At 54.0% G+C, this 26,891-nt stretch carries 26 protein-coding genes; 16 read left to right on the top strand and 10 right to left on the bottom strand.

The window, feature by feature from the left end; genetic code table 11:
• The first annotated feature begins 62 nt into the window (after positions 1-62).
• Complete coding sequence (locus tag ABQ298_12320) at positions 63-746, top strand: polysaccharide deacetylase family protein (protein ID MEQ9825159.1); 684 nt, start codon at positions 63-65, stop codon at positions 744-746.
• 8 nt (positions 747-754) lie between these two features.
• On the opposite strand, the gene ABQ298_12315 is transcribed toward ABQ298_12320, so the two are convergent.
• Entirely contained in the window at positions 755-3,127 is a 2,373-nt protein-coding gene (locus ABQ298_12315) for a response regulator (protein MEQ9825158.1), read from the bottom strand.
• A 421-nt stretch (positions 3,128-3,548) separates the two neighbouring features.
• Here ABQ298_12315 and ABQ298_12310 point away from each other — a divergent pair, with 421 nt between their 5' ends.
• Together ABQ298_12310 and ABQ298_12305 are read left to right on the top strand one after the other, a co-directional pair.
• The gene (locus tag ABQ298_12310; GenBank protein MEQ9825157.1) at positions 3,549-3,914 is read left to right on the top strand and encodes a hypothetical protein; all 366 of its coding nucleotides are present in this window, start codon (positions 3,549-3,551) and stop codon (positions 3,912-3,914) included.
• A 3-nt stretch (positions 3,915-3,917) separates the two neighbouring features.
• On the top strand, positions 3,918-4,133 hold the full coding sequence (locus tag ABQ298_12305; protein ID MEQ9825156.1) for a CPBP family glutamic-type intramembrane protease: 216 nt from the start codon (positions 3,918-3,920) through the stop codon (positions 4,131-4,133).
• A 101-nt stretch (positions 4,134-4,234) separates the two neighbouring features.
• Here ABQ298_12305 and ABQ298_12300 read toward each other — a convergent pair whose 3' ends face one another.
• Positions 4,235-5,407 carry a Gfo/Idh/MocA family oxidoreductase gene (locus tag ABQ298_12300; GenBank protein ID MEQ9825155.1) on the bottom strand — a complete coding sequence of 391 codons (1,173 nt, stop codon included), beginning with the start codon at positions 5,405-5,407 and terminating at the stop codon, positions 4,235-4,237.
• Between the two features lie 272 nt (positions 5,408-5,679).
• On the opposite strand from ABQ298_12300, the gene ABQ298_12295 reads away from it, so the two are divergent.
• From ABQ298_12295 to ABQ298_12285, 3 genes are all read left to right on the top strand, one after another.
• Positions 5,680-6,504, top strand: coding sequence for an AraC family transcriptional regulator (locus ABQ298_12295; GenBank protein MEQ9825154.1), 825 nt, complete (start codon positions 5,680-5,682; stop codon positions 6,502-6,504).
• 142 nt (positions 6,505-6,646) lie between these two features.
• Positions 6,647-7,987, top strand: a complete 1,341-nt coding sequence (locus ABQ298_12290; GenBank protein ID MEQ9825153.1) for a Gfo/Idh/MocA family oxidoreductase — start codon at positions 6,647-6,649, stop codon at positions 7,985-7,987.
• A 2-nt stretch (positions 7,988-7,989) separates the two neighbouring features.
• The gene (locus ABQ298_12285; GenBank protein ID MEQ9825152.1) at positions 7,990-9,939 is read left to right on the top strand and encodes a hypothetical protein; all 1,950 of its coding nucleotides are present in this window, start codon (positions 7,990-7,992) and stop codon (positions 9,937-9,939) included.
• 113 nt (positions 9,940-10,052) lie between these two features.
• Here ABQ298_12285 and ABQ298_12280 read toward each other — a convergent pair whose 3' ends face one another.
• The 3 genes from ABQ298_12280 to ABQ298_12270 form a co-directional block, all read right to left on the bottom strand.
• Positions 10,053-10,427 (bottom strand): VOC family protein, encoded by a 375-nt coding sequence (locus tag ABQ298_12280; GenBank protein MEQ9825151.1) that lies wholly within the window; start codon positions 10,425-10,427, stop codon positions 10,053-10,055.
• A gap of 394 nt (positions 10,428-10,821) precedes the next feature.
• A complete protein-coding gene (locus ABQ298_12275) occupies positions 10,822-11,787 on the bottom strand; it encodes a YafY family protein (GenBank protein ID MEQ9825150.1) in 966 nt (321 codons plus the stop codon).
• A gap of 198 nt (positions 11,788-11,985) precedes the next feature.
• On the bottom strand, positions 11,986-12,570 hold the full coding sequence (locus ABQ298_12270; protein MEQ9825149.1) for a hypothetical protein: 585 nt from the start codon (positions 12,568-12,570) through the stop codon (positions 11,986-11,988).
• A 211-nt stretch (positions 12,571-12,781) separates the two neighbouring features.
• On the opposite strand from ABQ298_12270, the gene ABQ298_12265 reads away from it, so the two are divergent.
• From ABQ298_12265 to ABQ298_12240, 6 genes are all read left to right on the top strand, one after another.
• Complete coding sequence (locus tag ABQ298_12265) at positions 12,782-14,332, top strand: MFS transporter (GenBank protein MEQ9825148.1); 1,551 nt, start codon at positions 12,782-12,784, stop codon at positions 14,330-14,332.
• 89 nt (positions 14,333-14,421) lie between these two features.
• On the top strand, positions 14,422-15,372 hold the full coding sequence (locus ABQ298_12260) for a type I phosphomannose isomerase catalytic subunit (protein MEQ9825147.1): 951 nt from the start codon (positions 14,422-14,424) through the stop codon (positions 15,370-15,372).
• Positions 15,373-15,465: 93 nt separating this feature from the next.
• Positions 15,466-16,107 carry a hypothetical protein gene (locus ABQ298_12255; GenBank protein ID MEQ9825146.1) on the top strand — a complete coding sequence of 214 codons (642 nt, stop codon included), beginning with the start codon at positions 15,466-15,468 and terminating at the stop codon, positions 16,105-16,107.
• Positions 16,108-16,345: 238 nt separating this feature from the next.
• Positions 16,346-16,972, top strand: a complete 627-nt coding sequence (locus ABQ298_12250) for a nucleotide exchange factor GrpE (protein ID MEQ9825145.1) — start codon at positions 16,346-16,348, stop codon at positions 16,970-16,972.
• A gap of 83 nt (positions 16,973-17,055) precedes the next feature.
• Positions 17,056-18,204, top strand: a complete 1,149-nt coding sequence (dnaJ, locus tag ABQ298_12245) for a molecular chaperone DnaJ (protein ID MEQ9825144.1) — start codon at positions 17,056-17,058, stop codon at positions 18,202-18,204.
• Positions 18,205-18,246: 42 nt separating this feature from the next.
• Positions 18,247-19,134, top strand: a complete 888-nt coding sequence (locus ABQ298_12240) for a 50S ribosomal protein L11 methyltransferase (GenBank protein MEQ9825143.1) — start codon at positions 18,247-18,249, stop codon at positions 19,132-19,134.
• A 188-nt stretch (positions 19,135-19,322) separates the two neighbouring features.
• Here the strand turns inward: ABQ298_12240 and ABQ298_12235 are convergent, their stop codons facing one another.
• On the bottom strand, positions 19,323-20,111 hold the full coding sequence (locus ABQ298_12235; GenBank protein MEQ9825142.1) for a TIGR00266 family protein: 789 nt from the start codon (positions 20,109-20,111) through the stop codon (positions 19,323-19,325).
• A gap of 305 nt (positions 20,112-20,416) precedes the next feature.
• Between ABQ298_12235 and ABQ298_12230 the strand changes: the two genes are divergently transcribed.
• The 3 genes from ABQ298_12230 to ABQ298_12220 all read left to right on the top strand — a co-directional run bounded on the left by ABQ298_12230 (position 20,417) and on the right by ABQ298_12220 (position 21,941).
• Complete coding sequence (locus tag ABQ298_12230) at positions 20,417-20,872, top strand: OsmC family protein (GenBank protein ID MEQ9825141.1); 456 nt, start codon at positions 20,417-20,419, stop codon at positions 20,870-20,872.
• Positions 20,865-21,413, top strand: a complete 549-nt coding sequence (locus ABQ298_12225) for a DJ-1 family glyoxalase III (GenBank protein ID MEQ9825140.1) — start codon at positions 20,865-20,867, stop codon at positions 21,411-21,413. Before ABQ298_12230 ends, ABQ298_12225 begins: the two co-directional genes overlap by 8 nt.
• Positions 21,414-21,521: 108 nt before the next feature.
• Complete coding sequence (locus ABQ298_12220; protein MEQ9825139.1) at positions 21,522-21,941, top strand: bacteriohemerythrin; 420 nt, start codon at positions 21,522-21,524, stop codon at positions 21,939-21,941.
• Positions 21,942-22,076: 135 nt separating this feature from the next.
• Here the strand turns inward: ABQ298_12220 and ABQ298_12215 are convergent, their stop codons facing one another.
• Positions 22,077-23,060, bottom strand: a complete 984-nt coding sequence (locus tag ABQ298_12215; GenBank protein ID MEQ9825138.1) for an acetyl-CoA carboxylase carboxyltransferase subunit alpha — start codon at positions 23,058-23,060, stop codon at positions 22,077-22,079.
• A gap of 45 nt (positions 23,061-23,105) precedes the next feature.
• A complete protein-coding gene (locus ABQ298_12210) occupies positions 23,106-23,504 on the bottom strand; it encodes a tetratricopeptide repeat protein (protein ID MEQ9825137.1) in 399 nt (132 codons plus the stop codon).
• 219 nt (positions 23,505-23,723) lie between these two features.
• Here ABQ298_12210 and ABQ298_12205 point away from each other — a divergent pair, with 219 nt between their 5' ends.
• On the top strand, positions 23,724-24,437 hold the full coding sequence (locus ABQ298_12205) for a C4-type zinc ribbon domain-containing protein (GenBank protein MEQ9825136.1): 714 nt from the start codon (positions 23,724-23,726) through the stop codon (positions 24,435-24,437).
• 139 nt (positions 24,438-24,576) lie between these two features.
• Here the strand turns inward: ABQ298_12205 and ABQ298_12200 are convergent, their stop codons facing one another.
• Together ABQ298_12200 and ABQ298_12195 are read right to left on the bottom strand one after the other, a co-directional pair.
• Complete coding sequence (locus tag ABQ298_12200) at positions 24,577-25,668, bottom strand: glycosyl hydrolase (GenBank protein ID MEQ9825135.1); 1,092 nt, start codon at positions 25,666-25,668, stop codon at positions 24,577-24,579.
• Between the two features lie 242 nt (positions 25,669-25,910).
• Positions 25,911-26,891: a DUF4097 family beta strand repeat-containing protein gene (locus ABQ298_12195; GenBank protein ID MEQ9825134.1), complete on the bottom strand. Its 981-nt coding sequence runs from the start codon at positions 26,889-26,891 to the stop codon at positions 25,911-25,913.

Here is a 26,891-nt window from a genome sequence, read left to right as displayed (position 1 = left end):
AAATGAGAGGAGCAGGGATTCCTCCATTGATTTTTCAGGATTCCGTGCTCAAATGGCCGGATATGCGGATTTATTCTCCACTCTTCATTCTCGGATGCATTGCTTCAGTCACACCGGTCTGTGCTGAGAACGTCAGCCGGATTGACACAGACGAACCCATCGTATGCCTGACCTTTGATGATGGACCTGTGCGCGAACATGCGTTGCATCTGATCCAAATCCTTGGACAGCACGATGCGGTGGCTACCTTTTTTGTGATCGGTGAGCGCGTTGAAGCTGAAGCGGACGTATTGAAACAATTACAGGAAGCGGGGCATGAGATCGGAAACCACACCTTCACACACCCGAATCTGGCAAAACTGGACAGCCGACATCAATTGCATGCTGAGATCCTGCGCTGTCAGGAGGCTGTGATTGCAGCAACTGGCAGTGCCCCTCAGGTTTTTCGGGCGCCCTATCTGAGTCAGGATGAACGGGTGGAATCTCTCCTGGCCTCACTTGGAATGCCTTCCATTTTTGCCAGTGCGAGCACAGAAGACTGGAATCAGGATACGACAGCGGAATCCATTCTCGAGCGTGCGATCGAAGGACTGGAACCCGGAGCGATTCTTCTGATGCACGAGTTTCGCAAAGAAACCATCGACGTATTGCCTGAACTTCTGGCAGAAATGCGTGCCAGGGGCTTGCGTGCTGTGACAGTGTCAGAAGCACTGCGCCTGCAACGTATTCCTGCTGCAGAGCAGTGAGATTGGGATTATGGGGAAGCCGCGAGATGTTTCCAAAGCGTTTCCTGTAACTCTTCGGCCTGGATGGGTTTTTCGAGGTAGCCATTCATGCCTGCATCCGTGCACTGCTGACGCACGGTGTGTGAAACATGAGCGCTCAAGCCCACAATGGGGATATTCTGGTTGGGACCCGGTGTCTGGCGGAGTCGGCGCGTGGTCTCCATGCCATCCATACCCGGCATGCTCAGGTCCATTAAAATGAGATCGAAGGCCTGTTCGGCGCACCGGCTGATCGCGGCATGACCATCGCAAACCGATTCACTTCGGCAGCCCACCTTGCGAACCATGATGCTGGCGATTTTGGCATTGTTCGCCGTGTCGTCCACGATGAGGATGTTTGGATTTCCGGGTAATGCTTTCCATTCAACCGGATCTGCATGTCGAGGTCGTGTGGTGTTGTTTTTGATGGGTTCAAGAGGAATTTGCACTCGGAATGTGGAACCCTTGCCTGGCTGGCTCTCGACCGCAATGGCTCCGCCGAGCAGATCGATGAGCTTTTTGCAGATGGAGAGTCCGAGTCCCACGCCCTCAGACTTACGTGAGTAGGAGCTATCCGCTTGTGTAAAAGGATCAAAGATATTTTGAAGTGCTTCGGGTCCGATGCCGATGCCCGTGTCAACGACAGAGGCAAAGAACTGTGTCTGAGAAGGTTCCTCCGCGCGAACATCACAACCTACGTGGAAGTGTACGCTCCCGCTGGGCGTGTATTTGCAGGCGTTGATCAGCAGATTGTCGAGGATGCGCAGGATCATGTGTGAGTCACTGCGAACGAAGTAATCCCGGGAGATGGGGGCATGCTCCGCAAATCCATTGATAAATGAAAGTTGAATCGGTTTTCCCTCAAACTGCTGGCGAGCATCCAAAAAGGATGTCTGGCACAGTTCAAGCAGATCAAATTCTGCCAGTTTGGGTTCGATATCGCCTTTTCCGAGGCGAATATAGTCGAGGATTTCGCTGATGAGATTGCGGAGACGTTCTGCCGACTCGTAAATGATGGAAATGTATTCGTTTTGCTCTGCGGTGCATTCTTTGCGCAGAATGTTGGCGAAGCCGAGGATGGGATTGAGTGGGGTGCGCATCTCGTGGCTCATGACAGCCAGGAACTCATCCTTGGATCGGTTTGCCCGTTCGGCGGATTCCTTGGCTTCGAGCATGGCCTGGAATGCCCGCTCTTTTTCCTGTTCTACTTTTTTGGACTCGGTGAGGTCCCTGACAAAGGAGAAACTGGAAAATTTTCCCTCATGCAAAAAGGGATGAACGGTTACCTCCACATCGATCAGGGATCCATCCTTGCAGCGGTGTTGGGTCTCGATCATGCGACCTCCCTTCTGCAGGGTTTGCTTACGGTGGCGTTTCCAGGTTTCCAGGTCGAGTTGGGCATCCAGTTCCGTGATATGCATGGAGAGGAGCTGATCCCGCGAAAATCCGGTCATCCTGAGTGCGTGATCATTGGCGTAGCGGATGTATCCTGAGTTGTTGACCTGGTAGATCCCAAAATTTGCGGCATCAATGCCCGCTTGGGTTGCTTCAAGCCGACGCTTGTAGTCGCGGGTCAGCCGTTCGCGTTCGGTTTCCTCGGTGATGTCGCGACAGATTCCCTGAGCCTTGAGCACTCCATTTTCACTGCGCAAATGGTAGCGCACATGCATGGTGCCGCGTGATCCGTCTCCATAGAGAACCCGATAGCTGAATTCGTGGAACTGCTTCAATGTCGGGGCTGTTCGGTTCCCATTTTCTTGATTGAGAAGCAGATGTCGGTCGTCGGGGTGTACGAAACGATTGGCGAATTCCTGGACAGGAATCTGATAACCTCCGACCATGGCAACCGAAGTGTGATGCAGGTGAAAGAACGTGTCGTTGAAGGTGCAGATCTTTGAACGAACATCAATTTCCCAATGGGCCATTTTTCCCGTATCGAGTGCCTCACGCAGTGTTGCCTCACGCACTTTCAGCTGATGTTCGATCTGGTGATGTGCATGAGTGTTTATCAGGCTGATCAATTTTGCCTGGAGTTCTGATTGCAACAGTGGAAATTGCAGAATGTCGCTTACTCCGAGCGTATAGCAGGTATCGCAGAAGTCACGATCCGTGTGGGATGTGGCAACCCAGATGGGAGTTGTGGCAAAGGCGGCTCGTCCCGCGATGGTCTGCAATGCTTTCTGGGCTGCTGACGCGGTTTCATCACAAATGATGATGAGATCAGGGACAGGTGCTTCCTTGGACCGAGTGAGCAACTCTTCCCTGGACAGAATGGTCAGGTCGACCACCCGGTTGCTGAACAATTCACGTATGGATGGAATCGAGCGGTGTGCGGGTTCAATGACGATGCAGACGTGAATCATGGAAGCAGAATGCAGTTACGATGGGGCGATAATGACCGCTCAGGAAACGTGTGGGACGTGCGGATATGGGGGGAAGTTGGTCTCAACATCGGACGATTTTTTAACCGCTTCAACAGAAAACCTGAAACCTTACACTTGCTTCTCAATTTGCGTCAAAACATTCCTCAAGCATGGTGGTTGGCTGCCATAGCATATGGCTTCACCCGCTTGATGCACTGGGGGCAAAACATTTCATAGTATGAGAGAAATAGTGCTGGAAATTGTGCGTTACGTGTCCGAGGATCTCAAGTTGTCCACCATGAATCCTCCTTTGAATGAACTCCCTCAATTTCTACACTGTAAAGAGTGTCGACGCGTGTTTCCAAAATCGGACCTCAAGACGGGCCGAGCCAGTACCTCACCAGAAGGGGGCTTTCTATGCATGCGCTGTCTTGAAGCGTTGAGGCGCGACTTCCAGATCGAGGAGATACCTGCGGCGGGACTGCCTGTCGCAGGTTCAAGTCATACCCAGGAACGCTACCGAGGGATATCTCTGCTTGCGATCCTCTGCTACGGACTCAGTTATCCGCCGATGTTGTACCTGCTCAGGGGACTCCAATCCACACGCTGGGGCGTTTGGGAAAGCTTGGTTGCGTCATTCACGGTGCTCTGCCTCCTCGGGTCAATCTCGGTCTGCCTGCTGAAGCATCGTGGTTTGCATACTGGCTTTCTGGGGGGAATCGTCGTGCTCAGTGTGATCAATCTGGGCTTTGTGGCTCTTGCACTGATGGGATTGTCTCCCTTTTGAGGAATGTTCTGGAGCAATGCGCTGGTGTTTGCCTGGCTGCATCTGATGTATGACAATGCGACGGCAATCCTGTTGACGTTCATGGGGGGCTGGTTGTTTGCCGAAACCTACCGACGCACCCGCCAATTGTGGTTGCCCTGGCTTGAACACACCGTCTACGGCCTCGCCATTTTCACATTTGGCCTGGGAAGGTATTTTTATGAACCCGTCGGGGGATAGGTTCTCAAGCTGGAGGATTGGGCACGACCCGAGTCCTGTCTGTCACCCGGTGGGCAGTTGGTTCGCCCTGCAAACAGGACACGGGTCGAATGCAAATCAGCTCAGTTGGGGAGTTTGAAATCCACCCATTTGGACTTGGAAGCGGAGGAGCGCAGAACTGTGTCCACAAAAGTCATGCCTTCGAGTCCATCGATTACATTCGGGAAGTCATAATCATCCACGGACTTGAACGTTCCGTCGATGTCATCCCGGATGGCCCGAAAGACCTCACGGTAGATGTTCGCGAATGCCTCGATGTAGGCCTCTGGATGACCAAACGGGGTGCGGGTGGCTGCATTTGCCGCCTCGCAGACGTAACTGTTACCGCGTCGATGAATTTCGTGTGGCTGGTCTGCTGCCTTGAAGATCAGTTCATTCGGATGTTCCTGAAACCATTGCAGCGAACCCTTGGTCCCCCACACGCGGATGTTCAGGTTGTTTTCGTCACCGCTCGAAATCTGTGAGGCAAAAAGCACTCCGCGAGCACCTCCCTTGTAGCGCACAAGCATGCTGCCATCGTCGTCAATGACAGCTCCCGGAGCGAAGGTATTGACATCGGCACAGAGGCTTTCGATTTCGAGACCCGTGATGTAGCGTGCAAGGTTTTCGGCATGGGTTCCGATGTCGCCCATGCAGTTTGATGCTCCGGCGACCTTGGGATCGGCACGCCAGGAATTGATTTTGGCTTCACCACTTTCTGTGACGCTGCCAACGGCGTAGCCCTGAGGATATTCCGTGACAATTTTCAGAATGCGTCCCAGTTTTCCACTGCGAACCCAATCCCGAGCCTCCTTGACCATGGGATAGCCCGTATAATTATGGGTGAGCGCAAAAATTTTCCCCGATTGGCGAACCCGTTGAACCATGTCGACGGCCTGTTCCATGTTGTGGGCGAGCGGCTTCTCGCAAACCACATGAAACCCTCCGTCCAAAAGGGCTTTGGTGTTGGCGTAGTGAAAGTCGTTGCGGGTAACCACCGATACGAAGTCCAGGCGCTGATCGGCAGGCAGTTTTGATTCATTTTCAATCATCGCTTCGACCGAACCATAAACCCGCTGGGGGTCCAGATAGAGATCCTCGCCGGACAGGCGGGATTTTTCGGGATCTGCGGAAAAACATCCGGCGACCAGCTCCACCTGTCCGTCCAGGTTTGCGGCCATGCGGTGCACTGCACCGATGAACGCACCGCGTCCACCACCGATCATTCCCATTCTCAGTTTTCGTTTTGATTTCATAGGGGCATTGGGTTCTGATTTGCTTTTAAACTGGTCTTTGGAGGCGTGAATTCATGAGGGGCTTCGGGGCAAATCCGCTGTGCGAGTTTGCAGAGAACGCCTTGCCAGTCATGAGATATAGTGACATCCTATGGGTTTGCGATGGGTTTTCAATCATCAGTTGCCTGCAATCCTTTACCTGATTCGTCAGATGCTTTGCCCAATGCGGTATTGCACTGCGACCAACGTACTGAATCGATTGAATCCCGACGCATGTTGAGATTTTGCTGATCATGAGCGATTCCGAACACAGACCCCCGACAAGTTACGATCTGGATGCCGGTGCAGCCCCTGAATTCAGTGTATCCGAATTCAAGGCACAGATGCAGGACGGTCCCCCGAACATTGCACTTTGGGACATGCTGCCCGAGGTGGCGTTCTGGATCAAGGACCGCCTGGGTCGCTTTGTGTTTGTCAACCAAACGCTCGCAGACCAGGCGCGCATGCCGCGGTCAGAGGTGATCGGGAAGCGGGACGTGGATTGTTTCCCACCCGAACTTGCGCAAATTTACGTAGAAGATGATTCCAGTATTATCGCGGGAGGGCCGCCGATCGTGAACAAATCCGAACTGGTGATGACACCGGAAGGTGGAGTGGAGTGGCGCAAAACCAGCAAGCTTCCGGTACGGAACCAGAAGAAGGAAATCATCGGCTCCACTGGAGTATCGAGAAAGGTCAATTCCAACACTCCTTTGCCTGCCGAATATGCGGTGATCAGCGAGATCCTCTCCTACATCCATGAGAATCTCGCCGGTGGGATTTCAATTCAACAAATCGCACAGAGTTTCCACCTCTCGCTGTCGACGCTTGAGCGCTACATCCGCACCCATTTGCGAACGACTCCGAATGAATTGCTTGTGAAGGTGAAGATGCAGCGAGCACACCAGTTGCTCGTGTCCTCACTGCTCAATATCAGTGAAATCGCCTACGAATGCGGCTACGAAAGTGTGTCCTCGTTTTCACGGGCATTTCGCAAACACACCGGAAAGACGGCTATGGAATACCGATCCACCCACCAGCCCAATAACCCGCCCACGCCCCGCGATCACGAGGTGTAGATAAGTTTGAGCGGATTCGACTCGGGCCAAACCTTTGACGAAACTGGCACAGCCTCCACCATTGCATATTTGGAGGGTGACTGTAGCATAGGTTGAATCACATTTGCTTTCGATTACCCCGGATTATAGAAAGGATTACCCTATGACGGACCAAGCCAACCCGGGCACGGGTGCTACTAATCACCTGTCGCCACCGACACTTCATCAGCACAGCCGACGGGAGTTTCTCAAACTGGCAGCCACTTCCGCTGCGGCGATCGGGTTTCCCACGATCGTTCCTTCCAGCGTTTTTGGTGCAAATGCTCCGAGTAACCGCATTGCAATGGCGGGAATCGGACTCGGTGCGATGGGCATGAGCAACATGGCAAGTTTTCTGCGAGATGATGTGCAGTGGGTGGCCGTTTGCGATGTGGATCAGCACAACCTCTCCCGTGCAAAACGTCGAGTGGATCAGCACTATGGCAACCACGACTGTGCGACATATGGCGACCTCAGGGATTTGCTGCAGCGCCGGGACATTGATGCGATTTCACTGGCCACTCCGGATCACTGGCATGGCTGGGTGGGGGTGCATGCAGCGCGCTGTGGTTTTGACATCTATGGGGAAAAACCCATTGCCCACAACATTCGTGAGGCGCGGGCGGTTGTAAATGCCGTGAAGCAGCACGGCCGCATCTGGCAGACGGGCAGCTGGCAGCGCTCCACACCCGAATTTCAGCATGCTGTCGAATTGGTTCGCAACGGACGCATTGGCAAAGTGAGCCATGTGGAAATTGGACTGCCCGATGGCAGTGCGGGAGAACCCGCACCCGTTGCCCCAGTACCTGCCGGACTCGACTGGGATCTGTGGCTGGGACCCGCACCGTGGCAACCCTACCGGGGTACGGCGCACTGGGATTGGCGCTGGGTGCTCGACTGGGGAGGTGGTCAGCTGAATGACTGGATTGGACACCACTGCGACATCGCACTCTGGGCGATGGACATGGATCACACCGGACCCGTTGAAGTTACCGGAGAGGGCACCTTCCCGACTCAGGGACTCTGGGATGCTCCGATCACGTATAAGGTGGACTGTGTGTTTGAAAACGGGGCGACGATGACGGTTGCCAATGAGAGTCAGTTGGAACTGGGCCGGGGGACGCGCTGGTTTGGCGAAGACGGCAAATGGATTCATGTCAGCCGCTCGGCACGCTCTTCAAATCCGGGACATCTCTGGGATGACGTGATCGAACCTGGAGAGTTCCGCGTTCTGCGCGGGGTTTCGCATCAAGAGGACTTTTTGCATGGGGTACGCACCAGACGGCAGACCATTGCCCCGCCCGAACCGGCGCTTCGAGCACTGACAGTGGGTTCTCTCGGACTCATTGCCATGCGCCTTGGGCGGAAGATCCAGTGGGATCCGGTGCGCGAGGAAATCATCAACGATCCGGTTGCCAACCAAATGGTAGGCCGGGTGCAACGTGAACCCTGGAGCCTTATCTGATCATGCAAGCTACCTCAACATTTCGTTTATCCCGATTCTGCGTTTTCGCAGCACTCGTTGCATCAACTGCCGCTTCGCTGACTGCAACCGAAGCGACTCTGTTTGATCAACTTCAGGAACTCGACTACAAGTCTGAAACCGGAGACCTGAAACTTTCGATTCTACAATCAATGCGGAGCAATGAAGGCCTGGCAGACTGGGAGCAGGGACTTCTGCAAGTGCTGAGCGATCCCGAAGCTAGCACTGATGGTCGACTCCTTGCGGCCGAGTTGCTCAAACAATGCCTTCGTGCCGAAAACGCCGAAGCCCTGCTGCCACTGCTCGCGGACAATCGCTTCGCACATGTGGTGAGGGACCTCATTTCCGGGTTTGAGAACGAGGCTATCGATGCGGCATTGATCGACGTGCTTCCGAGCGTGTCAGGGCGCTATCGAATGGGCATTCTGGCGACTCTTGCGGAACGCCGCAGTGAGGCGGCAGTCCCTGCCATCCTGAACATGGTGAAGTCGGATCAGAACCCCGAGACGGTTGCACTTGCACTTCGGACACTTGGGAACATTGGTGGAGAATCCACGGGCCAGTTTTTTGCAGAGCATCGGGACTGGCTAAAACAACCTGCCCTGCTCGCCAATGCCTATGCCGAAGGTGCCTTGTGTTGGCTGACCCATGAGCAGGCATCCACATGGATCGGGGCAAAGTCATTTGACCGCTTGACTGCCGCCCTGATCGAGCACGCCCCCGATGAAGCGGTTCGCCAGGCGGCCTACCGCATTCAACAACGTGCCCATCCCGATGATTTTCGGCAATTCCTGAAGTGGATGCAGAGTGATTCTGAATTGGAGCGCAAACGTGCAGCAGTGGGAATTCCGTTGCTCGAACGGTCGGAAAAGCTGAAGTCGACATTAAAAGCGCAGTTGGGTTCGTGGCATGAGCAGGCTCAGGTGTTTGTGATGGAAGGAATGCTTGATGTCGGGGATGAGGTTGCACTCGAACTGGCGCGGGAACAATTTGATCCAGAGAACGGGTCCCGGTCGGTCAATGAAGCATGCTTCCGAGTTTTTGCAGCAATGGGCCATTTGCAGGATGCGCAGCAATTGCTGCCAATCTCGCTGAGCAAGGGCACCTTGTCTGCACCTGCTTCTGCAGCGTTGGCAATGATCCCAGATGCGCAGGTGGCTTCCTGGCTAATGCAAGAGTTTGCTGATGGAGACGATGCAACCCGGGAGGGCGTGCTAAGCCTGATCATCGGCAGAGGCATGAGAGATGAGCTGGCGACATTGCTTGCCAAGGCAGACTCGTATCCGCGATCCCTGCAGCGCTCGATCTATCGGGCAATCGGAACCATCGGAAATCTTGAGATGGTGGATGAACTCATGCGGCAACGCCAGACAGCAACAGATGCGCAAAACGATATTGAACGTGCCGTTGTGGACATCGGACGTCGCTTTCCGACTCCGATCGTGAGTGAACGACTGATTGCGGATTGGTCGGTGGCAACAGGTGCAGAAAAGGATCGATTGCTTCGCATGATTGGTGCGATTGACCAGCCCAACTCGATTGAGCTGCTTGGAGAGCTGATCATGGAGCCGCAACCCAATGCGATAGCCCTGCGTTCGATCAATGCCATGGATGCATTCGACGCCTTTGACCCACTTCAGCAGTTCTTGAAACGGGATGATGTTTCCGCTCAGGATCTCAAAGCATCCTGGCGTGCGCTTTTTCGCATCACCCGTCGTGCCATGGAAACTTGGCGGGATGATCGGAACGATTTCTGGGAAGTGGCGCATGATTGCGCACCGGGGGTTGACGAAGTGGGCGTGATGATTGCCTACACAACGGAAGCAATGCGCGGCGAGTTTGTTCCGTGGCTCGAGGAGCTGTCTGTTCCCGAACTCGAAGCTCAGCGCATGGAGGCCCTGCAGAAGCTCAAGAAAGAGTTTGGTCTGGAGTGAGTGCCGCTGCGTCGGACTTGAGAAACCGTTGCGCAGCGACACTTGGATTCTGTTGTGGATGAGGGTCTGTTCCCCGCGATTCGCATCTACGGACAGACTCGGGTCGGGATGACTCAGCTCATGCTGTGCAGTCCGACCCGGTTGCCTTCGCTGTCTTCGATGATGGCGATAAAGCCGTGTGGTGGGATGGCCATGCGTTCGAGTACGATGCTGCCTCCGGCCTGACCGACGCGGCTGATCACAGCATCGAGTTCGCCGTCGACATTGAGATAGACCAGTGTGCCACCGGGACCTGGTGAGGCGCACTGCTCCATGGCGCTGATGCATCCACCCACTCCCTTTTCCATGTCACAGGGAAACATTCCCATCTTGGGACCGTTTCCCTGCATGACCTGGAGTTCGCAGTTGAGGACTTTTTCGTAGAACGCGCGCGCGCGGTCAAAGTCGCTGACGTAGATTTCGAACCAGTTGATTGCGTTGAGCTTCATGATGTTTTTCTGGATTGATGTTGATGTGAGAATGGGAGGCGAAGCTACCAAAGGCAGCGGCTTCGGTTTCCCTCTGTGAAATCGAATACAGGTGGCTCGCACGGATGCATGGTGTCGTGAAAGTATTGGATGGAGGTAGGTTTGGGGGATACATGCGGGGAAAAGTGGATGAGGATGTGGTCCAGATCAGTATGGTCCTTCAGATCGAAGTGTTGAGCAGGTTTTGGGAAATGGGTGTGCTCGGAATCAGCAGTGGAGGTGGTAGACATTGGGATGGATGGAGTTCGCATGATTTGCAAAAGTGATCACATGCTATCATTTCGCACTGACAACCCTATGTCAGCCCGTCGGAGAATTTTTCAGAAAGGCATCCGAATTCCAAAAAAGGCTGACTTCAATGCGTGTTGGAAACCGCTGTCGAGTGCTGTTCGAGGATTTGCATAGCGATATCCCGGAGGATCTGAACCAGCGATGCGGGCTGTTCCACTGTCAGGGACGACCCAAAGCTCAGGAGCCATGGAGTGAGGTGTTGCAGTTCTCCGCTCCGAAAGCGGAAGCGAACCGAGTTATCGTCAATGGTTTCGCATTGGAATTCATTGCTGCGAAGACTTCGCCGGAAGCGATCCGCCTCTTGAGCTGCTACCCGAATGACCACATCGTGCAGGGATTGACTGCAATTCCATTGGGAAGCAAACGCATCCACTGAAAAATCGGGATGGGGTTGAAAGGCTTCTTCAAGCACTTGCCACTTGCGAATGCGGTCCATGCGGAAATCGCGATAGTCCTTGCGCAGACGACAGTAGGCGATGAGATGCCATCGCCCGGCGTAGAACAGCACAGTAAGGGGTTCGACCTCACGGTGTGTCACCACCCCGCGGTCAGCCGTGTCGTAGTGAAGTGCTGCACAGCGTCGGCGCAGGGCAGCGTGGTGCAAGGGGAGCAGGCAATCCATCTCGTTTGCCGGGGTTTGTGCGTGAAACCAGATGCCCAAGGATTCCTTAAATCCGTCGAGCAGAGATTTGCGTTCGTCCGGCAGGACCGAGCGTATCTTTCCCAGTGCTGCGCGCAGGTTTGCTCGCAATGAGGCATCGGCAACCTGCTCTGAAATCGCGCCACTCAGAAAAAGGGAGAGTGCCTCATCTTCGGAGAACATGACTGGGGGAACCTCGTATCCACTGAGTAGTCGGTAACCTAGCTCCGGCTCGAATGTCACGGGAACGCCCGCTTCGCAAAGTGCTGCCAGATCGCGGTAGACCGTGCGTTCACTCACTTCCCAGTGAGTCGCAATCGTGCCCAGTGACAGGTAGGAGTGGGATTGAAGCAGCAGAAGGGTTCCTGTCAGTCGATCAATGCGATTCATGGCCTGTCTCAAAAATGGGTTCGGTCACATGCCGCGAAGCGGGATCAAGGGCGTTCCCGGCCTGTTGAAGCACCAAATCCTGACAATAGGGTGATGCAAAATCAAATCAAAACCATGAACAAAAACACACTGAAAATCAGAAAAAACCCTATTTGCTGATGGAGGGTCGAACTCAATTTGTGGGTGGAAGAGCTGCGCTCAGTCGGTCACATGGATGAAATCGAACAGAAGTTCGAGCAGGGCATCGGCGTTGGCTGGAGTGAAATAAAAGGAACCACCGAGGTGCTCGTGGTCATAGGCCAGGTAGATTTGCAGGAGTGGAGAAGTTGGAGTATCTGAGTCCGTTCCGGGTTCGCCCGGTGGGATGAATTCAAAGACCAGATCGCGCCGCACGTGATAGCTTTCCCATGACGGAATGCGTGCGATTTCAAGTCGCTCCTTGTGGGATGAGTCACGGCTCAGGCGAACAAAATGATCGATGGCCTCAATGTAGTCTGAGACATGGGATTGGGAGAAGAACAGATGCTGGGTACGTACACCAGTATCGCGGGGTACCATGGTTTTCATGCTCACGCGCAGCAGCCATTCAGATCGAACGGCGTGGTGCTGAGCATTGGTCCGGATGAGTTGAGCGGTGGTGGGATGGCTGGTGTAGAAATTGCCCTGTTGCACCAACTCGTTTGCGTGAATCCCCTCGGAAGCTGTAACGGGAGACGATATCGTGACCGAGGAAAAGCTGACGGTGAGAAGCAGGATGTGAAGCGCTTGACGCTGCAGTGTCATACATCTGAATCGTATTGGGAGAATCGACAAATGCAACCGACTCATTCACCCATCGGGGAAAAGTAAGGAGTGAAGATTGGAGTGGAAGAATTTGTGGATCAGACCTGAAATTGTGTGGACTTATTGGATTATAAAAATTCGATAGTTTCTGTTCTTTGAATGTTCGATTGTTTGAAGAAACAATCATGCAAAACCATGTGATGATAAGACGATGAGCCAACAACCCCCACCTTCTCCGGATCCGAATTCGAGTTTGAAAGATTTCAAGCAACTCGGTCTTGTGGCATCGCTTGCCAGTTTGAGCTACGTGTTCTGGATTGTTGGAGCGATGGAAATGGTGGAACGACTGGCCTACTATGGTGTGCGGGCTGTGGCCACTATCTATGCGACACGTGCGGAATCTGAAGGAGGACTCGGTGTGACCATGGCAACCTTTGGACTGCTGCTGGGAACCTGGAACCTGGTCCAGTCTGTCGTGCCCATCTTCACGGGAGGACTTTCAGATCGTTATGGTTACAAGGAGACGATTTTTGCTTCAACCGTGCTCAAGTGCGTGGGTTATCTCATCATGGCGTGGTTTGGAAGCTATGCCGGTTTTTTTGCAGGAGCGATGTTCCTTGCCTTCGGCACAGCGATTTTCAAGCCGGGAATTCAGGGAACCTTGATCAAATCGAGTACCCGGGAGAACAGTTCCATGGCCTGGGGTGTTTTTTATCAGACGGTGAACATTGGAGGATGGATCGGGCCGCTCATTGCCTTACAGATGCGCCACATGTCCTGGAGCTATGTATTCTACACGAATGCTGCCTTCATCTGTCTGAACTTCCTGTTGCTGCTCACTTATCGCGAACCCGGGAAGCAGGAGCGGCTCGAGCGGCGCCGCCAAATCAAGGCGGGTGAAATCAAAGAAGTCAGTTTGGTCCGGGAGTCGTTACGGGAGCTTCGCAAAGCTCACCTCTGGGTGTATCTCGTGATCTTCTCGGTTTGGTGGTTCATGTTTCCGATGATGTGGGATGTTTTGCCGAAGTACATCGACGACTGGGTGGACACAAGCGTGATTGTGACCGCGCTGTTTGGACCCGAAGGCACCCAGAACCGATTTTTCCACTTTGTGATGGGGATGAACGAAAGTGGACGCTGGATTGAACCCGAAGGCATCGTCAACATCAACGCATTCCTCATCATGCTGACCTGCTTTTTGTTTGCTGCGCTAAGTGCCAAAATGCGGGCTACCACGAGTTTGTTTGTTGGAACCCTCTTGGTTGTGGCGGCACTTGTCGCATTTGGACTCTACAATGTGGCTTGGTTTTGTGTGGCGGGGATGGCCATATTCAGTGTGGGTGAAATGCTCGCAAGCCCCAAATACAGTGAGTTTCTGGGAAACATTGCCCCGTCGGATAAGAAGGCAATGTGGATCGGGTTTTCACAGGCGCCAATTTTGCTGGGATGGACGATTGAAGGTTTTGTCGGACCCAAACTCTACCACATGTTTTCCTCGAAGGATGTGATCTCACGTGAGTGGCTGGTTATCAAGGGCATGGAACCTGAACAGGTGAGCGAGGCCAATCTTCCCGTAGGTGAGGCATTTCACAAGTTGGTTGAGTTTACCGGAGAGACTCCTGAGGCGCTCACCCGAGCCATGTTTGACGCACACAACATTGGTCTGACCTGGTACATTTTTGCGTCGGTAGGCGTGGTCTCTGCATTCATGATTTTTGCATACGGCAAGTGGGTTCGCAAGCTGGCCGAAAGCGAGCAGTGAAAGAGGGCGCATGGGACCAGAGTCCTGTGTGCTCATCCAAAAATAAAGGAATTGTGAATCCTGTCCAAGCTGCCTTGAATAGGCGCGCTATGAACTGGATTCGATTTCAACCGTTATACATGGAACGGGTTTGGGGTGGACGGAACCTTGAACACTTTCTGGGACGTGATTTGCCGGCAAACCGTGTGATCGGAGAGAGCTGGGAGATTGTGGACCGTGAGCAAGCCCAATCGAGGGTGGAATCGGGCACCATGACGTTGCGCGAACTCATTGCCTCTGATCCCGAAGGAATCATGGGACCCGGCTGGCCAGCGGACCGTGCGTTTCCGATTCTGGTGAAGTGGCTCGATTGCCAGGAGCGGTTGAGCCTGCAAGTGCATCCACCTGCGTCCATTGCGCCATCCCTTGGGGGTGAACCGAAGACGGAGAACTGGTACATCGCACACTCCGATCCCGGTGCCGGGTTGTTGGTCGGACTAAAGGCAGGTGTGACACGTGAGCAATTTGAAAACGCTCTTCAAAATCAGACACTAGAGAACTGTGTGCACCGGTGCGATGTGAAGGCCGGAGACTCCATTCTTGTGGAGAGTGGTCGCATCCATGCGATTGATGCTGGCAATGTGATTTTGGAAATACAGCAGAACTCGGACACGACGTATCGTGTGTATGACTGGGGAAGGCTGGGATTGGATGGAAAACCTCGTGAGATGCACATCGAAGCTTCTCTGAAGAGCATTGATTTTGAAGATTTTGAACCGGAAGTGCTGCGGAATTCGCATGGAAATGCTGAACTGGCTGCTTGCGCAGAATTTCGCATCCGCAAGTGGGTGTTAACTTCCGAGCACGATGCGTTGGAGTTACCCGCCGGGCAGGATGTCAAACTGTTGCATGTGGTGGAGGGTGCTGTCAGAGACCATGAGACCGGAGCGGTGGCGCGCAAGGGCGACAACCTGTTACTGCCTTATTCATTTGCATTTGCCCTGGAAGCGCTTGGATCGGCCACCGTGCTCGTGACGGACCGATTCACCCGTCAGGCATGAACCTCTGAAGTGAAACGATCATCGCCAACCGAGACTCACGCTTGCAAACGGACTGCCAAATCATGGTCCGGGCTGCTGATTTTCCTGGTTCAGATGGGAGTTCTCGCAGCAGTTGGCTTTGCCTTGTGCATGGGTGGAGTGATGTTGTTTCGCGAACCATTGCTGGAGCGGCACATCGAGTATAAAACCGGATATCGATGTGACATTGGGAAAGTGGTGATGGACCCGCGTCGATCCATGCTGGAACTTCGGGACATGACCATCTGGAACAAGGCACCCTATCCGGAGGGTCCATTGGCACAGGTCCGGCGACTGCGTGCGGAGTGGCATCCTGGTGCCAGTCGTCATTTCCCAAAACGTCTTCGCCTGCTCGAGCTTGAACTCGATTCTCTGACAGTGATTCGGCGAAGTGGAAACCACTTCAACGTGCTCGAATTTGTGGAGGCACTGGTTGACGCGTGGGGATCACCTCCGGAGCGGCACCAGCCGGAGGACCCTGAACATGCGCTGCACATTGAGGAGGTATGGGTGCTGTGGGACCAACTGATTGCGGTGGAGGCCGAATCATCGGAAGGAAAGCGAATGGAAGTGCTGCTCGAATATGAAGCCAGCCACTCCGATGTCACACGCATTCACGAGGTATCGGATCCGGCCATTCAAGTGGCGCGCAAGCATGTGGACCGCTTTTACATGTTCAGCTATCTCATGGATGCATTGCGCAATCTGTTTCGCTAAGCAGCGCGGGTGCGCGGTGAAGGGATGTGACGCAATTGAGCGGCAAAGCTGGAGTGCCTTTGGAACGGGTTCAGGTGAGCAGCTGGGGAGAGGTGTGATCTCCATGCTTGAATTTTTGGCTGCAAAACTCATTGTAGGTTTTTTGGTGAACCTGGGAACGCCCTCACGAAGGTTCAGAATCGGTCTCGAACCGTATCCATGGAAAGCTATGTCGGAACACAACAAAGAACAGGAATTTATGGCAAAAAAAGTCAAAGAAGCATACGAAAGTGACTCGAATCCCGAATCGAGCGGTGCTTCAGGTGCGGAGAAGCCTCATTCACAGCATGAGTCTGGTGAAAAGGAAGCTTCAGTGGAGGATCTCAATTCCCTGCTTAGCGAACTGGAGCGCCTGGGCACGGCACTGGATGAAGAAAAGCAGAAGAGTGCAGACATGCAGACCCGCTACCTCCGGGCAGTGGCGGATCTTGAGAACTACCGCAAACGTTCCATCAAGGAAAAAGAGGAGCTGGGGAAAACCGCTGTGGCAAATTTTGTGGAAGAGCTGTTGCCGGTGTTGGACAACTTCAAGCTCGGCATGAAGGCGGCTGAAGCGCACCCGGATGCGAAAGTTGTGGCAGACGGATTCCGCATGGTGCTCGAGCAGTTTTTCGAAGTATTCAAAGCCAGGGGAATCGAAGAAATTGTACCCAATGGGCAGGAATTTGACCCTCAGTTTGAGGAGTGTGTCTCCCATCTGCCTCACGACGAAGTGCCTGAAAATCATGTCATTGAGACGATTCGTGCGGGCTATCGTATCAAAGAACGACTGATTCGCGCAGCGACGGTTGTGGTGTCCAGCGGTCCTGCTGATTCCACTTCCTGAGCCGAACTCTTCCACCTCTGCTCCGTGCCGAAAGGGTGTGGATCGGGTGGAGTGCAGCAGTCAAGAAACCAGAGTAAACAATCATGGCAAAAACGGACTATTACGAACTTTTGGGAGTCAATCGCGACGCAACTGCGGAGGAAATGAAGAAGGCCTACCGCAAGCTGGCGGTGAAATACCATCCGGACAAAAATCCCGGAGATGCGGCGGCGGAGGCCAAGTTCAAGGAAATTTCAGAAGCATATGACATCTTGAAGGATCCGGACAAACGCGCTGCTTATGACCGATATGGACATGCTGCGTTCCAGGGAGGCGGCATGGGGCCGAGAGGCGGAGCTGGAGGTGGATTCTCCGATCCGTTTGACATCTTTCGCGAAGTTTTTGGTGGTGGCCGTGCCGGCGGTGGAGGCATCTTTGATGAATTCTTCAGCGGCGGTGGTGGCGGCATGGCGGGCCAGGAGGGGTCGGACCTGCGTTACGACCTTGAGATTTCGCTCGAAGAGGCAGCGAATGGTGTGGAGAAGGAAATTCGCTATCGCCGTGCGGTCAGCTGTGATCGCTGTGATGGCAGTGGTGCGGAACCCGGTTCACGACGCGTGAAATGTCCAACCTGTGGTGGCGCTGGCCAGGTGACCTCAAACCGTGGGTTCATCAGCTTCCGACAGGTATGTCCCACCTGTTCCGGTGCAGGCAGCATCATTGAAAACAAGTGCAAGAAGTGCGGGGGTGAAGGTCGTGTCACGGACACAAGCAAGCTCAAGGTCAAAATCCCGGCTGGTGTGGATTCCGGTTCCCGCTTGCGTTCGGCGGGCAAGGGTGAGGCCGGGTTGCAAGGTGCACCTTCGGGCGACCTGTACATCGTGCTGCACGTGAAGGAGCACGACGTCTTTGAGCGTCATGGAGATGACCTGTTTTGTGAAATTCCGATCAAGTTCACCCTGGCGACACTGGGCGGAACCCTCAGCGTGCCGACTTTGAATGGGAAGGGCACACTCAAGATCCCGTCCGGTACGCAATCGGGCACTGTATTCCGCATGCGGGGCCAGGGCATGCCCAACCTACGCAGTGGGCAAAAGGGAGATCAGCTGATCAAGGTCGTGATCGAGGTGCCGCGCAAACTCACAGCAGAGCAGCGCAAGTCACTGGAGGAGTTTGCCGAACTCAGTGGCGATCCCGCCAATCCGATGTCCGAATCCTTCTTTGAAAAAGCGAAGCGCTTTTTTGGGGAGTGATATCGAACAGAACTGTAAAACTCTTTTGATGGGGTTTCGATCATGCTAGAAATCAGTGTACCGATCACGCCTGAGCTCATGGATGAGCTGGAGGCTCTGTTCTGTGAAGCGATCCAGGAGAACTGGCTGTTGTTTCAGAAAGACCGCCACAGTACTCCGCTGCTCAAAGGTTATTTTGAAAATCAGGATGCCTTTGATGCGGCGTTTGCGAATCTGATCGAGCAGGTGCCGGATCTGCAGGGACGGGAACCCGAGATCGGAACGCTGGAGGATCAGGACTGGAAACTGGCCTACCGGCATCACCTCAAACCATGGAAAGTCGGTCATTTAAACTGGGTGCCCGAGTGGGAAAGGGAGACCTTCCCGAGAGTGGATGCTGATGTTTACCTCTATCTCGATTCCGGCATGGCTTTTGGCACAGGAAGCCACGAGACCACGCGGCTTTGTGCAGAGGCGATTTATGCGTTCTGGACGGAGCGCGAGGGCGAGGTGGCGAACTGCAACGTGATCGATGCAGGATGCGGGTCCGGCATTCTGGCGATGTCTGCGGCACTGCTGGGGTTTGGCGAGATTTATGCCTTTGACCGCGATCCGGAAGCCGTGAAAGTGACGGCTGAGAATGCGGAAAAAAATGGAATGCAGACGCGCATCGAAATCCGCGAAGCCGGACTCGAACAGGGTCTGCGGGATCGCAGGGCGGAATTAATGGTGGCCAACATCCAGGCCGATGTGCTCATGATCTATGCAGACAACCTCGTGCGGGCATGGGATCCGAAGGGGGTGATGATTCTGAGCGGTGTGCTCGCGCCCGAGCGGGAAAAGGTGACAGAACGATTTCTGGAAGAGATGGCAAATCAGATGCCGGAACGAAAGATCGCAACGCAATGGCACCAGCAGGGGGATTGGGTTTCGATCCTCTTTCGCTCCTGACGAAGGTGCAGGGGGTAAGGATGTTGAACCCGTCTGCGATGACTAGTCCAGAAACCATTGTCAAACGGTTTGCCGTCGAGCGAATGACGCTGAGCGGATTGAACAAATGAAGGTCGTGCAACATTCGCCCGGTTGTTTCCGAACGAATGTTGCAGGATAAAGTATCAAAGGAAAGGTCTTCAAATGGATCAATCGCCGTCGATCAGGCGGCCAAGTCCACCGAGAACGGAGCCTTCACCCTTGCTTTTTCCTCCGGCACTTGGAGCATTCTGCAGGATGCGGTCAGCGAGGCGGGAGAAGGGAAGCGTCTGCAGGTAGACGGTTCCGGTTCCCTTGAGCGTGGCGAGGAAGAGACCTTCGCCGCCAAAAAACATGCTTTTCAGGTTGCCCGCGCGCTGGATGTCGTAGTCGATCCCCTCGGTGAAGGCTACAATACACCCCGTGTCGATGCGAAGCGTCTCACCCTTGAGTTCCTTCTTGACCACAGTGCCACCGGCATGGATGAAGGCGAGACCGTCACCAAGGAGCTTCTGCAAAATGAAACCCTCACCACCGAAGAAGCCCGCTCCGAGTTTGCGGTTGAAGGCAATGGATACCTTGGTGCCAAAGGCGGCGGCAAGGAAGGCATCCTTCTGACAGAGGATGGAGCCACCCATTTGGCCGAGATCCACGGGAATGATGTGACCGGGATAGGGTGCCGCAAAGGCCACCCGTTTTTTTCCAACACCCTGATTCGTAAAATGTGTCATGAAGAGTGACTCGCCAGTGAGCGCGCGCTTACCCACAGAGAGCAGCTTACCCATGATCCCGGAACCCGCATCGGTGCCATCACCCATTTTGGCTTGAAAGGAGATTCCCTCCTCCATCCAGTTCATGGCACCGGCTTCTGCGATGACCGTTTCGTTCGGATCGAGCTCGATCTCGACCGCCTGCAGGTCGTTTCCGTAGATTTCGTAATCAACTTCGTGTGAGTTCATATGATGAAGATATGGGTTGTTGTGTTTTGATTGAGAGAATGTCGCTGGTGCATCGAAGGGACCAGCGCATGATGAAAATAGAATCGTTGAATCCCAACGCTAGAGAAGGACTCCGAAACGTTCCGAAATATTCGGAGAAAAATAAAAATGACAGGGGTGCGGGCATGCATGCCAGAAATGGTGAGACTGTTGCACCCTAAAGTGCCAGATTCGCAAAGTCAAAACTGCGAATGGGGTGATTCTCAAAATCCTGGGAATCGCTGAATTTGAGTTGGAATTCCCCGAGCTTTGTTTAGCCTTTGGGAATGGTAGAAATCGATATCGCGTACCTGGGGGAATTGCGGTGCGAAGCCGTGCATGGACCGTCAGGCAATCGCATGCAAACCGACGCGCCAGTGGACAATCATGGCAAGGGAGAATCATTTTCACCTACGGATTTGTGTGCCACAGCCCTGGGCACTTGCATGATGACCATCATGGGAATTCAGGCTCGCACGGCGGGATTTGATATCACCGGTACCCGGGCGAAAGTGCTCAAAATCATGTCGACCGATTCACCGCGCCGCATTGCCCGGCTCGATGTGACGATGGAGGTACCAGTTGAGCTGGACGAAAAACGGCGTCAGCAGCTGGTGCGAGCGGCAAAAACGTGTCCGGTGCATTTCAGCCTGCACCCTGATGTGGAGATTCGCCTGCAATTCAATTGGAAGGATGCGGAGGGAACAGCCATTTTAACAGAGGAGGGAGTCATCCATGAGTAGTCGTGTCATGTACATGTTTCACGAAGGGATGGAGGACATCGAAGCGGTGGCTCCTCTCGATTTGCTTCGTCGGGCAGAGTGTGAAGTGCTCACGGTGGCGGTGTCGACTGAGCGTCAGGTCATCACCAAAAATGACGTACCCATGTGGGCGGATGAAAGTCTGCGCCGCCCGTTGAATGTGGATGATTTTGACGCGCTTGTGATCCCTGGTGGACCGGGAGTTCACCCACTGCGCTCTCACGGATACCTGAGCAATATCATCGACCTGATGTATCAGGAACACAAGTGGATCGCGGCGATTTGTGCGGCACCCTTGCTGCTGCACGACCAGGGATTGTTGGAAGGCAGAGACTACACCTCCCACCCCTCGACGCAGGATGAGTTGCAGGACCGCATTGCAGACAAAAAAGTCGTCGTGGACGGATGCATCATCACCTCTCAGGGTGCGGGTACTGCGGTGGAGTTTGGACTGAAGCTTGTCGAAATCCTGGTCTCACGTGAAAAGGCACTGGAAATTGGCAAGGCGATCTGTTTTCTCTGACGATCCGTTCATCTGTGAAACCTTACCCCTGCGCTTCAGTTTTTCGAAAACCTGACGATGGACCCATCCAGTGGATGATTCCTGAAATTCTAATACCCCGCCTGTGTCATGCTGATTGAATGGAGTGAGAAATACGCAACTGGAGTTGAGGCGATTGATCGCCAGCACCAGGAGATCTTTAATCAACTCAACCGCTTGCACGATGCGATCACCTCGGGATTGGGCATGGAAGTTGTGGAGGACATTCTCGAATTTGCAAGGGACTATGCGGAGCAGCATTTTGCGTATGAGGAGTCATGCATGGAGCAGTATCGCTGTCCAGTGGCTGCCGAAAACAAAGCAGCCCATCGCTCCTTCATCGATGGCATCGAGCGAATCCAGCAGGAGATTGAGCGCAACGGGAACGAACCTGGCGCGGTGCTGGCATTGTATCGGGAGCTTCGGGAGTGGATTCAGAACCATATTCTGAAGATTGATACCCAGCTGCGCACCTGTTCCCGCAGCCATGAGGCTAACGGACTGACGTGAGATTATAAGGCGGAAGCAGCTTCTCCGCTATTCCCAGTTGGGTGAAATGAGTGTTTTCAATTCGTCGGAGCGGGACCCCGGCTATCCCTGTCAGGCAGTGTGACAGCTCAGCGAATGCTGCGGATCGTCGTCAGCTCACTTTTCCGGAGCATTTGAGGATTCGACAAAGGAACCCAGCTTCCGGAAACGTTGATAGCGTTGCTCCACGAGTGCATCGGTTGAAAGGGTAAAGAGTTCGTCGAAATCAGCGAGGATCTGTTGGCGGATCGACTGGGCTGCCGCACTCTTGTCGCGGTGTGCACCCCCAAGAGGTTCGTTGATGATGTGATCGATGACGTTGAGACTCTTGAGTTCGCGCGCTCCCAGTTTGAGTGCCTCAGCTGCTTCGGGTGCTGCGGCTCGGTCTTTCCAGAGGATTGCAGCGCATCCCTCGGGAGAGATGACCGAATAGTAGGCATTTTCCATCATGGACACCTTGTTGGCGATGGCGATGCCAAGCGCACCGCCCGAACCCCCTTCGCCGATGATGATGGAAACAATTGGGACGCGCATGATGCTCATTTCCCGAATATTGACTGCGATGGCTTCTGCCACGTGGCGCTCTTCGGCACCGATGCCAGGGTAGGCACCTGAGGTATCAATGAAAGTGATGATTGGGAGCTGAAATTTTTCTGCCTGGCGCATCAGGCGAAGGGCCTTGCGGTAACCTTCAGGGTGCGGACATCCAAAATTGCGTTTCAGGTTTTCCTTGGTATCCCGACCCTTCTGGTGTCCGATCACCATGACGGGTTTGCCTTCCAGGATCGCAGGACCTCCGACGATGGCATGGTCCTCCTGAAAAGCACGGTCGCCGTGCAGTTCCTGAAAGTCCGAGAAAATGAGTTCAATGTAGTCGAGTGTGGTCGGGCGATGAGGATGGCGAGCCAGCTGGACGCGTTGCCATGGAGTGAGGGAAGCATAGATCTCTGTTTTTGTGCTCTCGAGCTTGCGACGGATGGCAGCAATTTCATCCTGCACATCGACCCGAGAGGAATGGGACGATTCGTTCAGGGATTCAATCTTCTGCTCCAACCCGCGGATGGGTTTTTCAAAATCGAGAATGAACTCACTCTTTTTCATAAAAAAGGCAGGATTATCTAGGGGATTGCGCGAGGAATGCAAGGTTCAGTTTTGAACGGCTCCGGGGGTGGGCGGCTGCAGCAGTTCGGCTTTCCAGCTCAGCATCTTGGCTTCGGCTCCATATTTTTCGGCTCGCTCCTTGTCTCCGATCTGCATCCAAATGCGGGAAAGACTGGTTTTCAGGTGCACATCATCGGGGCGAACTGCTTCGGCAGCCTCAGCAGTTTGCCGTGCGGCGTCATACTGTTCCTGTGCGTAGAGTACTTCGGTTTTCGCCAACAACGCCTCAAAGACATCAGGTTGAGCGTTGAGTACTGCATCGAGTTTCTCCATTGCGGCAGCGTAGTCTCCCATGGTGAAATCGAGTATGGCGCGTTGCACCTGCATTTCCGAACTCTCGCGATCCATGCCTGCTAGTGGAAGGGTTTTTCGTGAATTTTTCAAGAATGTTGGTGGATTCGCGCCCGAGTATGCGAATCCCTAATCCAATCGAGGTTCAGGATTCGGAAGGCCATTTGTTTCACTCATCCCGATTTCGGATGAGGGTGGGCAAGGCATTTGAGGGTGTGGGCATGCTTGGGGTTGCCATTGGGAAACCCATGCAAAATGCGAGTCTGCGATGGATAGGTTTTCATTGCCTTTCATTCGGAATCGACGAGAGTGGTGAACGTGGCCACGGACAATATTCACGATCTCCTCATCCTACAGGACCGGTTTGCAGCCGTCCAGCAGCTCAAAACTGAAATCCAGCGCCTCCCGCTCGAAATCGAGAAACTCCGGCAAAAAATAAAGGAAGAACTCGATACACTCGAAGGACAGCGCCAGGAGTTGCGGGATCACGAGCTGCAGCGAAAGAATCTGGAACTCGAAGTCGAGGCAGCTCAAACGCAGATTTCCAAATATAAAAATCAGCAGCTGCAGGTCAAAAAAAACGAAGAATACCAGGCACTCACCCACGAAATTGAGCTATTTGAGCAGCGCATCAGTGATCTGGAAACCGAGGCGCTCGAGGTGATGGAACGCATGGACGTGGTGCGGGAGAAGCTAAAGGAACAGGAGCAGGCCTGTGATAAACGCATCACATACCATGAAGGAATGATCGCGGAGTGCCGGGAGAAACTGACACAGCTTGAAACGCGACTGGGGGATGCGGAAGGCACGTATGAGACCCAGGCTCAGAGTATGGATGATGAGCGCATTCAACTCTTTCAGATCCTGGTGCAACAGGTGAAGCGACCTCCGTATTTGACTTCGATTACCGGGCAAAACTGTGGCGGTTGCCACATGCGTGTCTCAAACGACGTGCTCAAACAGGCCCGTATGGGAGAACTGGTCAAGTGCGACCAGTGTGGACGCGTGCTCTACATCGACTCCTGATACGGGAACCTTTGCTGGGATCTCCATCATTTGCAGTTTCACAGGCGGAACTTGCAATGTGTAGGGCCTGTGCTTGTCGCTGACCGCTCCCTTCGGTGTTCGAAGGGATAGCCCGACCGAAAGGGATCGCTAACGCCGCTCACCACTTCAACCGATCTGCGGCCACTTGCTCGAGCGTCAATACTTTGGGGTGCTCATAAACCTGTTGGCGATGAGAGAGCGGATTGTGTTTGGGGCCGCTCCAGAAGCTGTCTTTGGAAGTCGGATCGATCACATCATTCCAGGTCACAAAATAGGACCACATGGCACCATCGGCAATCATGGCGTCGGGGTCTGGGATGGTTCCATTTTCGGTAAGCGCGACGATTTTGGGCGTGCCCGGTGTGTGAGCGGCTTCAAGGAAGCGTTTGCGCTGACTGCTGAAATCGGGCTTACCATTCAAACGGGCACGGGCGTAAACATCCTCACCCACGATGTCCACATAGGCGTCGCCGGGATACCAGTCGGGATCCTGGGCGTTGTAGACCCAGATCAGGTGGTTCAATCCGTGGTGATGCGTGAGGCGGTCATACATGAGGCGCCAGAGTCCGATGTAGGCTTCGGGTCCGCTTGCGCCCCACCAGAACCATCCGCCCGATGCTTCATGCAGGGGGCGCCAGAGCACGGGCACACCAGCATGCTCCAGTCGCTTGAGATCGGTGGCAATCTGGTCGATGTCGCGCAGCAATTGACCCCGTACCTCAGCATCATCGAGATCGATGCGAAAGTCAGTAGAGCGGGTGTAAAAGGCAATCGTCTCGAGCGATGGATCCCGCCAGTGCCAGCAGAAGGTGATGAGGCCGCCTCGCTGCCAGTGGGCAATCGCCTCTTCGACCTGATGCAGACCGTTTCCCTCGTCAATGCCTGGACGGTGGTAGTTCATGAAATCATAGCCCATGACCGCAGGGTATTTGCCCGTGTCGGCAAAGACGCGCCCGGCCATGTCCACCTCGTCATACCAAGTGAGATCCTGCTGTCCACTGAGCACAAACTTTCCATAGAGCGATGCAAGGTATTGTAGAACCTGGTGTACTTCCTGACTCGCCTTGGCGTTGACGGGAGTTGGGTCTACGGTCAGAAGTTCAGTCTGATCACGGCTGTTGCGTTCTGCAGTGATCGCTGATGGGTGCAGACCGAACACAAGTATGAGCAGCCCCAGCAGGGACCAGTTGCGGTAGCGAAGATAAAGCATCAGGGGTTCGATTGGGTTTGGGGTTAGCAAAGCACTTTTGCACGGGATATGTGTGGGCGGTGCAGCGTTATTCCCCATTCAGGAACGCAGCCCTGAGCCAGAGTCAAGCCGTTCCGGACACCGACAGGAGCAGTTTTCAACGAACGGAAGCATCTGGGAATGTACGGTCCTCCGAAAACGAATGAACAGTGGACGTGGCAGGATTCCACCATCGATCCCTTGTTGTCGCACGACGGAACCTCTCAGTTCGTCTTTCTTGCTTTGAGCCGCACATCCCCATCTGTGGTTGTGATGGAGACTGGCGCTCCTCCACCGTTAATTCGGCTGATCACGATGGTGGAGTCGGATTTTTGCTGGCGTTGTTCCACCGGAAACCCAACGACGGCCTTACCGTCAGTCACCACGAGATTGAGGTTGAATGCCGCATCAGATGGAAATTCAAGGGCGACATCGCCATCTGTGGTTGCGAGCTGGATTGCCTCAACCACGGAACCTGCCCAACTCATGTGGATGTCCCCATCGGTGACTTGAGCCTGAACGGGAGCGCTGATTGAAGTGGCGGTCAGGTCGCCATCCGTGAGCCGAACATTGAGAGTACCCATCATCTGCTCCAGTGTGAAATCACCGTCAACAATGTTTGCCTGCAGAGTTCCGTTGATGTCGCGTGCGTTGAGCTTGCCATCAACGAGGTGGATGGAGTTTGCTCCGGACAAATGCTCCATTGCGAGATCTCCGTCAACGAGATGAATCGCCAGCGGGTAGTCGGCTGGCACGAGGATTTCGAACCGGGCCTGTGAGGGGCTGCTTCGGAATTCCCGGAGTCGATGGGTGAACTTCGCATGAAGTTGCAAACCACGTGCCGTCGACTCAAACGCAACGTCATAGCTGTCGAAAAACGGCTTGGCATGGTGGGCGTTGTTGGCCTTCACGGCATGTTCGAATCGGATCTGGATCCCGGGTTCGGTGTGGGAGGAGATGACAACATCGGCGTCTTCAATCCTCATTTCCAGCTTAGTTCCTGGACTTGCCTCAAAGCTTTGCTCAAGGGTCCGGGTTTGAAAATCCTTCCAAAAGTCATCATTGCTCAGGGTGGATTTGTCGGAGCCAAATGATTGGAGCGCACGGAACGTGAGATCCTCCGGATCGGCGTGTACCGTTATCAGTGTGCTGGTGAACGCGATCCAGGCTGAGGTGAGCTGGAGTTGTGATAATAACTGTTTCAT

The organism is Puniceicoccaceae bacterium (assembly GCA_040224245.1).
Lineage (GTDB): Bacteria > Verrucomicrobiota > Verrucomicrobiia > Opitutales > JAFGAQ01 > JAKSBQ01.
Note: the sequence above shows the minus strand (reverse complement) of the source record. Positions and strands in the feature narration are given on the sequence as shown.

What these genes read in the sequence shown, in the direction of transcription:
- ABQ298_12320 (MEQ9825159.1), top strand. Translation starts at nt 63, where the DNA reads ATGCGGATTTATTCTCCACTCTTCATTCTCGGATGCATTGCTTCAGTC.
- ABQ298_12315 (MEQ9825158.1), bottom strand. Translation starts at nt 3,127, where the DNA reads ATGATTCACGTCTGCATCGTCATTGAACCCGCACACCGCTCGATTCCA.
- ABQ298_12310 (MEQ9825157.1), top strand. Translation starts at nt 3,549, where the DNA reads ATGCGCTGTCTTGAAGCGTTGAGGCGCGACTTCCAGATCGAGGAGATA.
- ABQ298_12305 (MEQ9825156.1), top strand. Translation starts at nt 3,918, where the DNA reads ATGTTCTGGAGCAATGCGCTGGTGTTTGCCTGGCTGCATCTGATGTAT.
- ABQ298_12300 (MEQ9825155.1), bottom strand. Translation starts at nt 5,407, where the DNA reads ATGAAATCAAAACGAAAACTGAGAATGGGAATGATCGGTGGTGGACGC.
- ABQ298_12295 (MEQ9825154.1), top strand. Translation starts at nt 5,680, where the DNA reads ATGAGCGATTCCGAACACAGACCCCCGACAAGTTACGATCTGGATGCC.
- ABQ298_12290 (MEQ9825153.1), top strand. Translation starts at nt 6,647, where the DNA reads ATGACGGACCAAGCCAACCCGGGCACGGGTGCTACTAATCACCTGTCG.
- ABQ298_12285 (MEQ9825152.1), top strand. Translation starts at nt 7,990, where the DNA reads ATGCAAGCTACCTCAACATTTCGTTTATCCCGATTCTGCGTTTTCGCA.
- ABQ298_12280 (MEQ9825151.1), bottom strand. Translation starts at nt 10,427, where the DNA reads ATGAAGCTCAACGCAATCAACTGGTTCGAAATCTACGTCAGCGACTTT.
- ABQ298_12275 (MEQ9825150.1), bottom strand. Translation starts at nt 11,787, where the DNA reads ATGAATCGCATTGATCGACTGACAGGAACCCTTCTGCTGCTTCAATCC.
- ABQ298_12270 (MEQ9825149.1), bottom strand. Translation starts at nt 12,570, where the DNA reads ATGACACTGCAGCGTCAAGCGCTTCACATCCTGCTTCTCACCGTCAGC.
- ABQ298_12265 (MEQ9825148.1), top strand. Translation starts at nt 12,782, where the DNA reads ATGAGCCAACAACCCCCACCTTCTCCGGATCCGAATTCGAGTTTGAAA.
- ABQ298_12260 (MEQ9825147.1), top strand. Translation starts at nt 14,422, where the DNA reads ATGAACTGGATTCGATTTCAACCGTTATACATGGAACGGGTTTGGGGT.
- ABQ298_12255 (MEQ9825146.1), top strand. Translation starts at nt 15,466, where the DNA reads ATGGGAGTTCTCGCAGCAGTTGGCTTTGCCTTGTGCATGGGTGGAGTG.
- ABQ298_12250 (MEQ9825145.1), top strand. Translation starts at nt 16,346, where the DNA reads ATGGCAAAAAAAGTCAAAGAAGCATACGAAAGTGACTCGAATCCCGAA.
- dnaJ (MEQ9825144.1), top strand. Translation starts at nt 17,056, where the DNA reads ATGGCAAAAACGGACTATTACGAACTTTTGGGAGTCAATCGCGACGCA.
- ABQ298_12240 (MEQ9825143.1), top strand. Translation starts at nt 18,247, where the DNA reads ATGCTAGAAATCAGTGTACCGATCACGCCTGAGCTCATGGATGAGCTG.
- ABQ298_12235 (MEQ9825142.1), bottom strand. Translation starts at nt 20,111, where the DNA reads ATGAACTCACACGAAGTTGATTACGAAATCTACGGAAACGACCTGCAG.
- ABQ298_12230 (MEQ9825141.1), top strand. Translation starts at nt 20,417, where the DNA reads ATGGTAGAAATCGATATCGCGTACCTGGGGGAATTGCGGTGCGAAGCC.
- ABQ298_12225 (MEQ9825140.1), top strand. Translation starts at nt 20,865, where the DNA reads ATGAGTAGTCGTGTCATGTACATGTTTCACGAAGGGATGGAGGACATC.
- ABQ298_12220 (MEQ9825139.1), top strand. Translation starts at nt 21,522, where the DNA reads ATGCTGATTGAATGGAGTGAGAAATACGCAACTGGAGTTGAGGCGATT.
- ABQ298_12215 (MEQ9825138.1), bottom strand. Translation starts at nt 23,060, where the DNA reads ATGAAAAAGAGTGAGTTCATTCTCGATTTTGAAAAACCCATCCGCGGG.
- ABQ298_12200 (MEQ9825135.1), bottom strand. Translation starts at nt 25,668, where the DNA reads ATGCTTTATCTTCGCTACCGCAACTGGTCCCTGCTGGGGCTGCTCATA.
- ABQ298_12195 (MEQ9825134.1), bottom strand. Translation starts at nt 26,891, where the DNA reads ATGAAACAGTTATTATCACAACTCCAGCTCACCTCAGCCTGGATCGCG.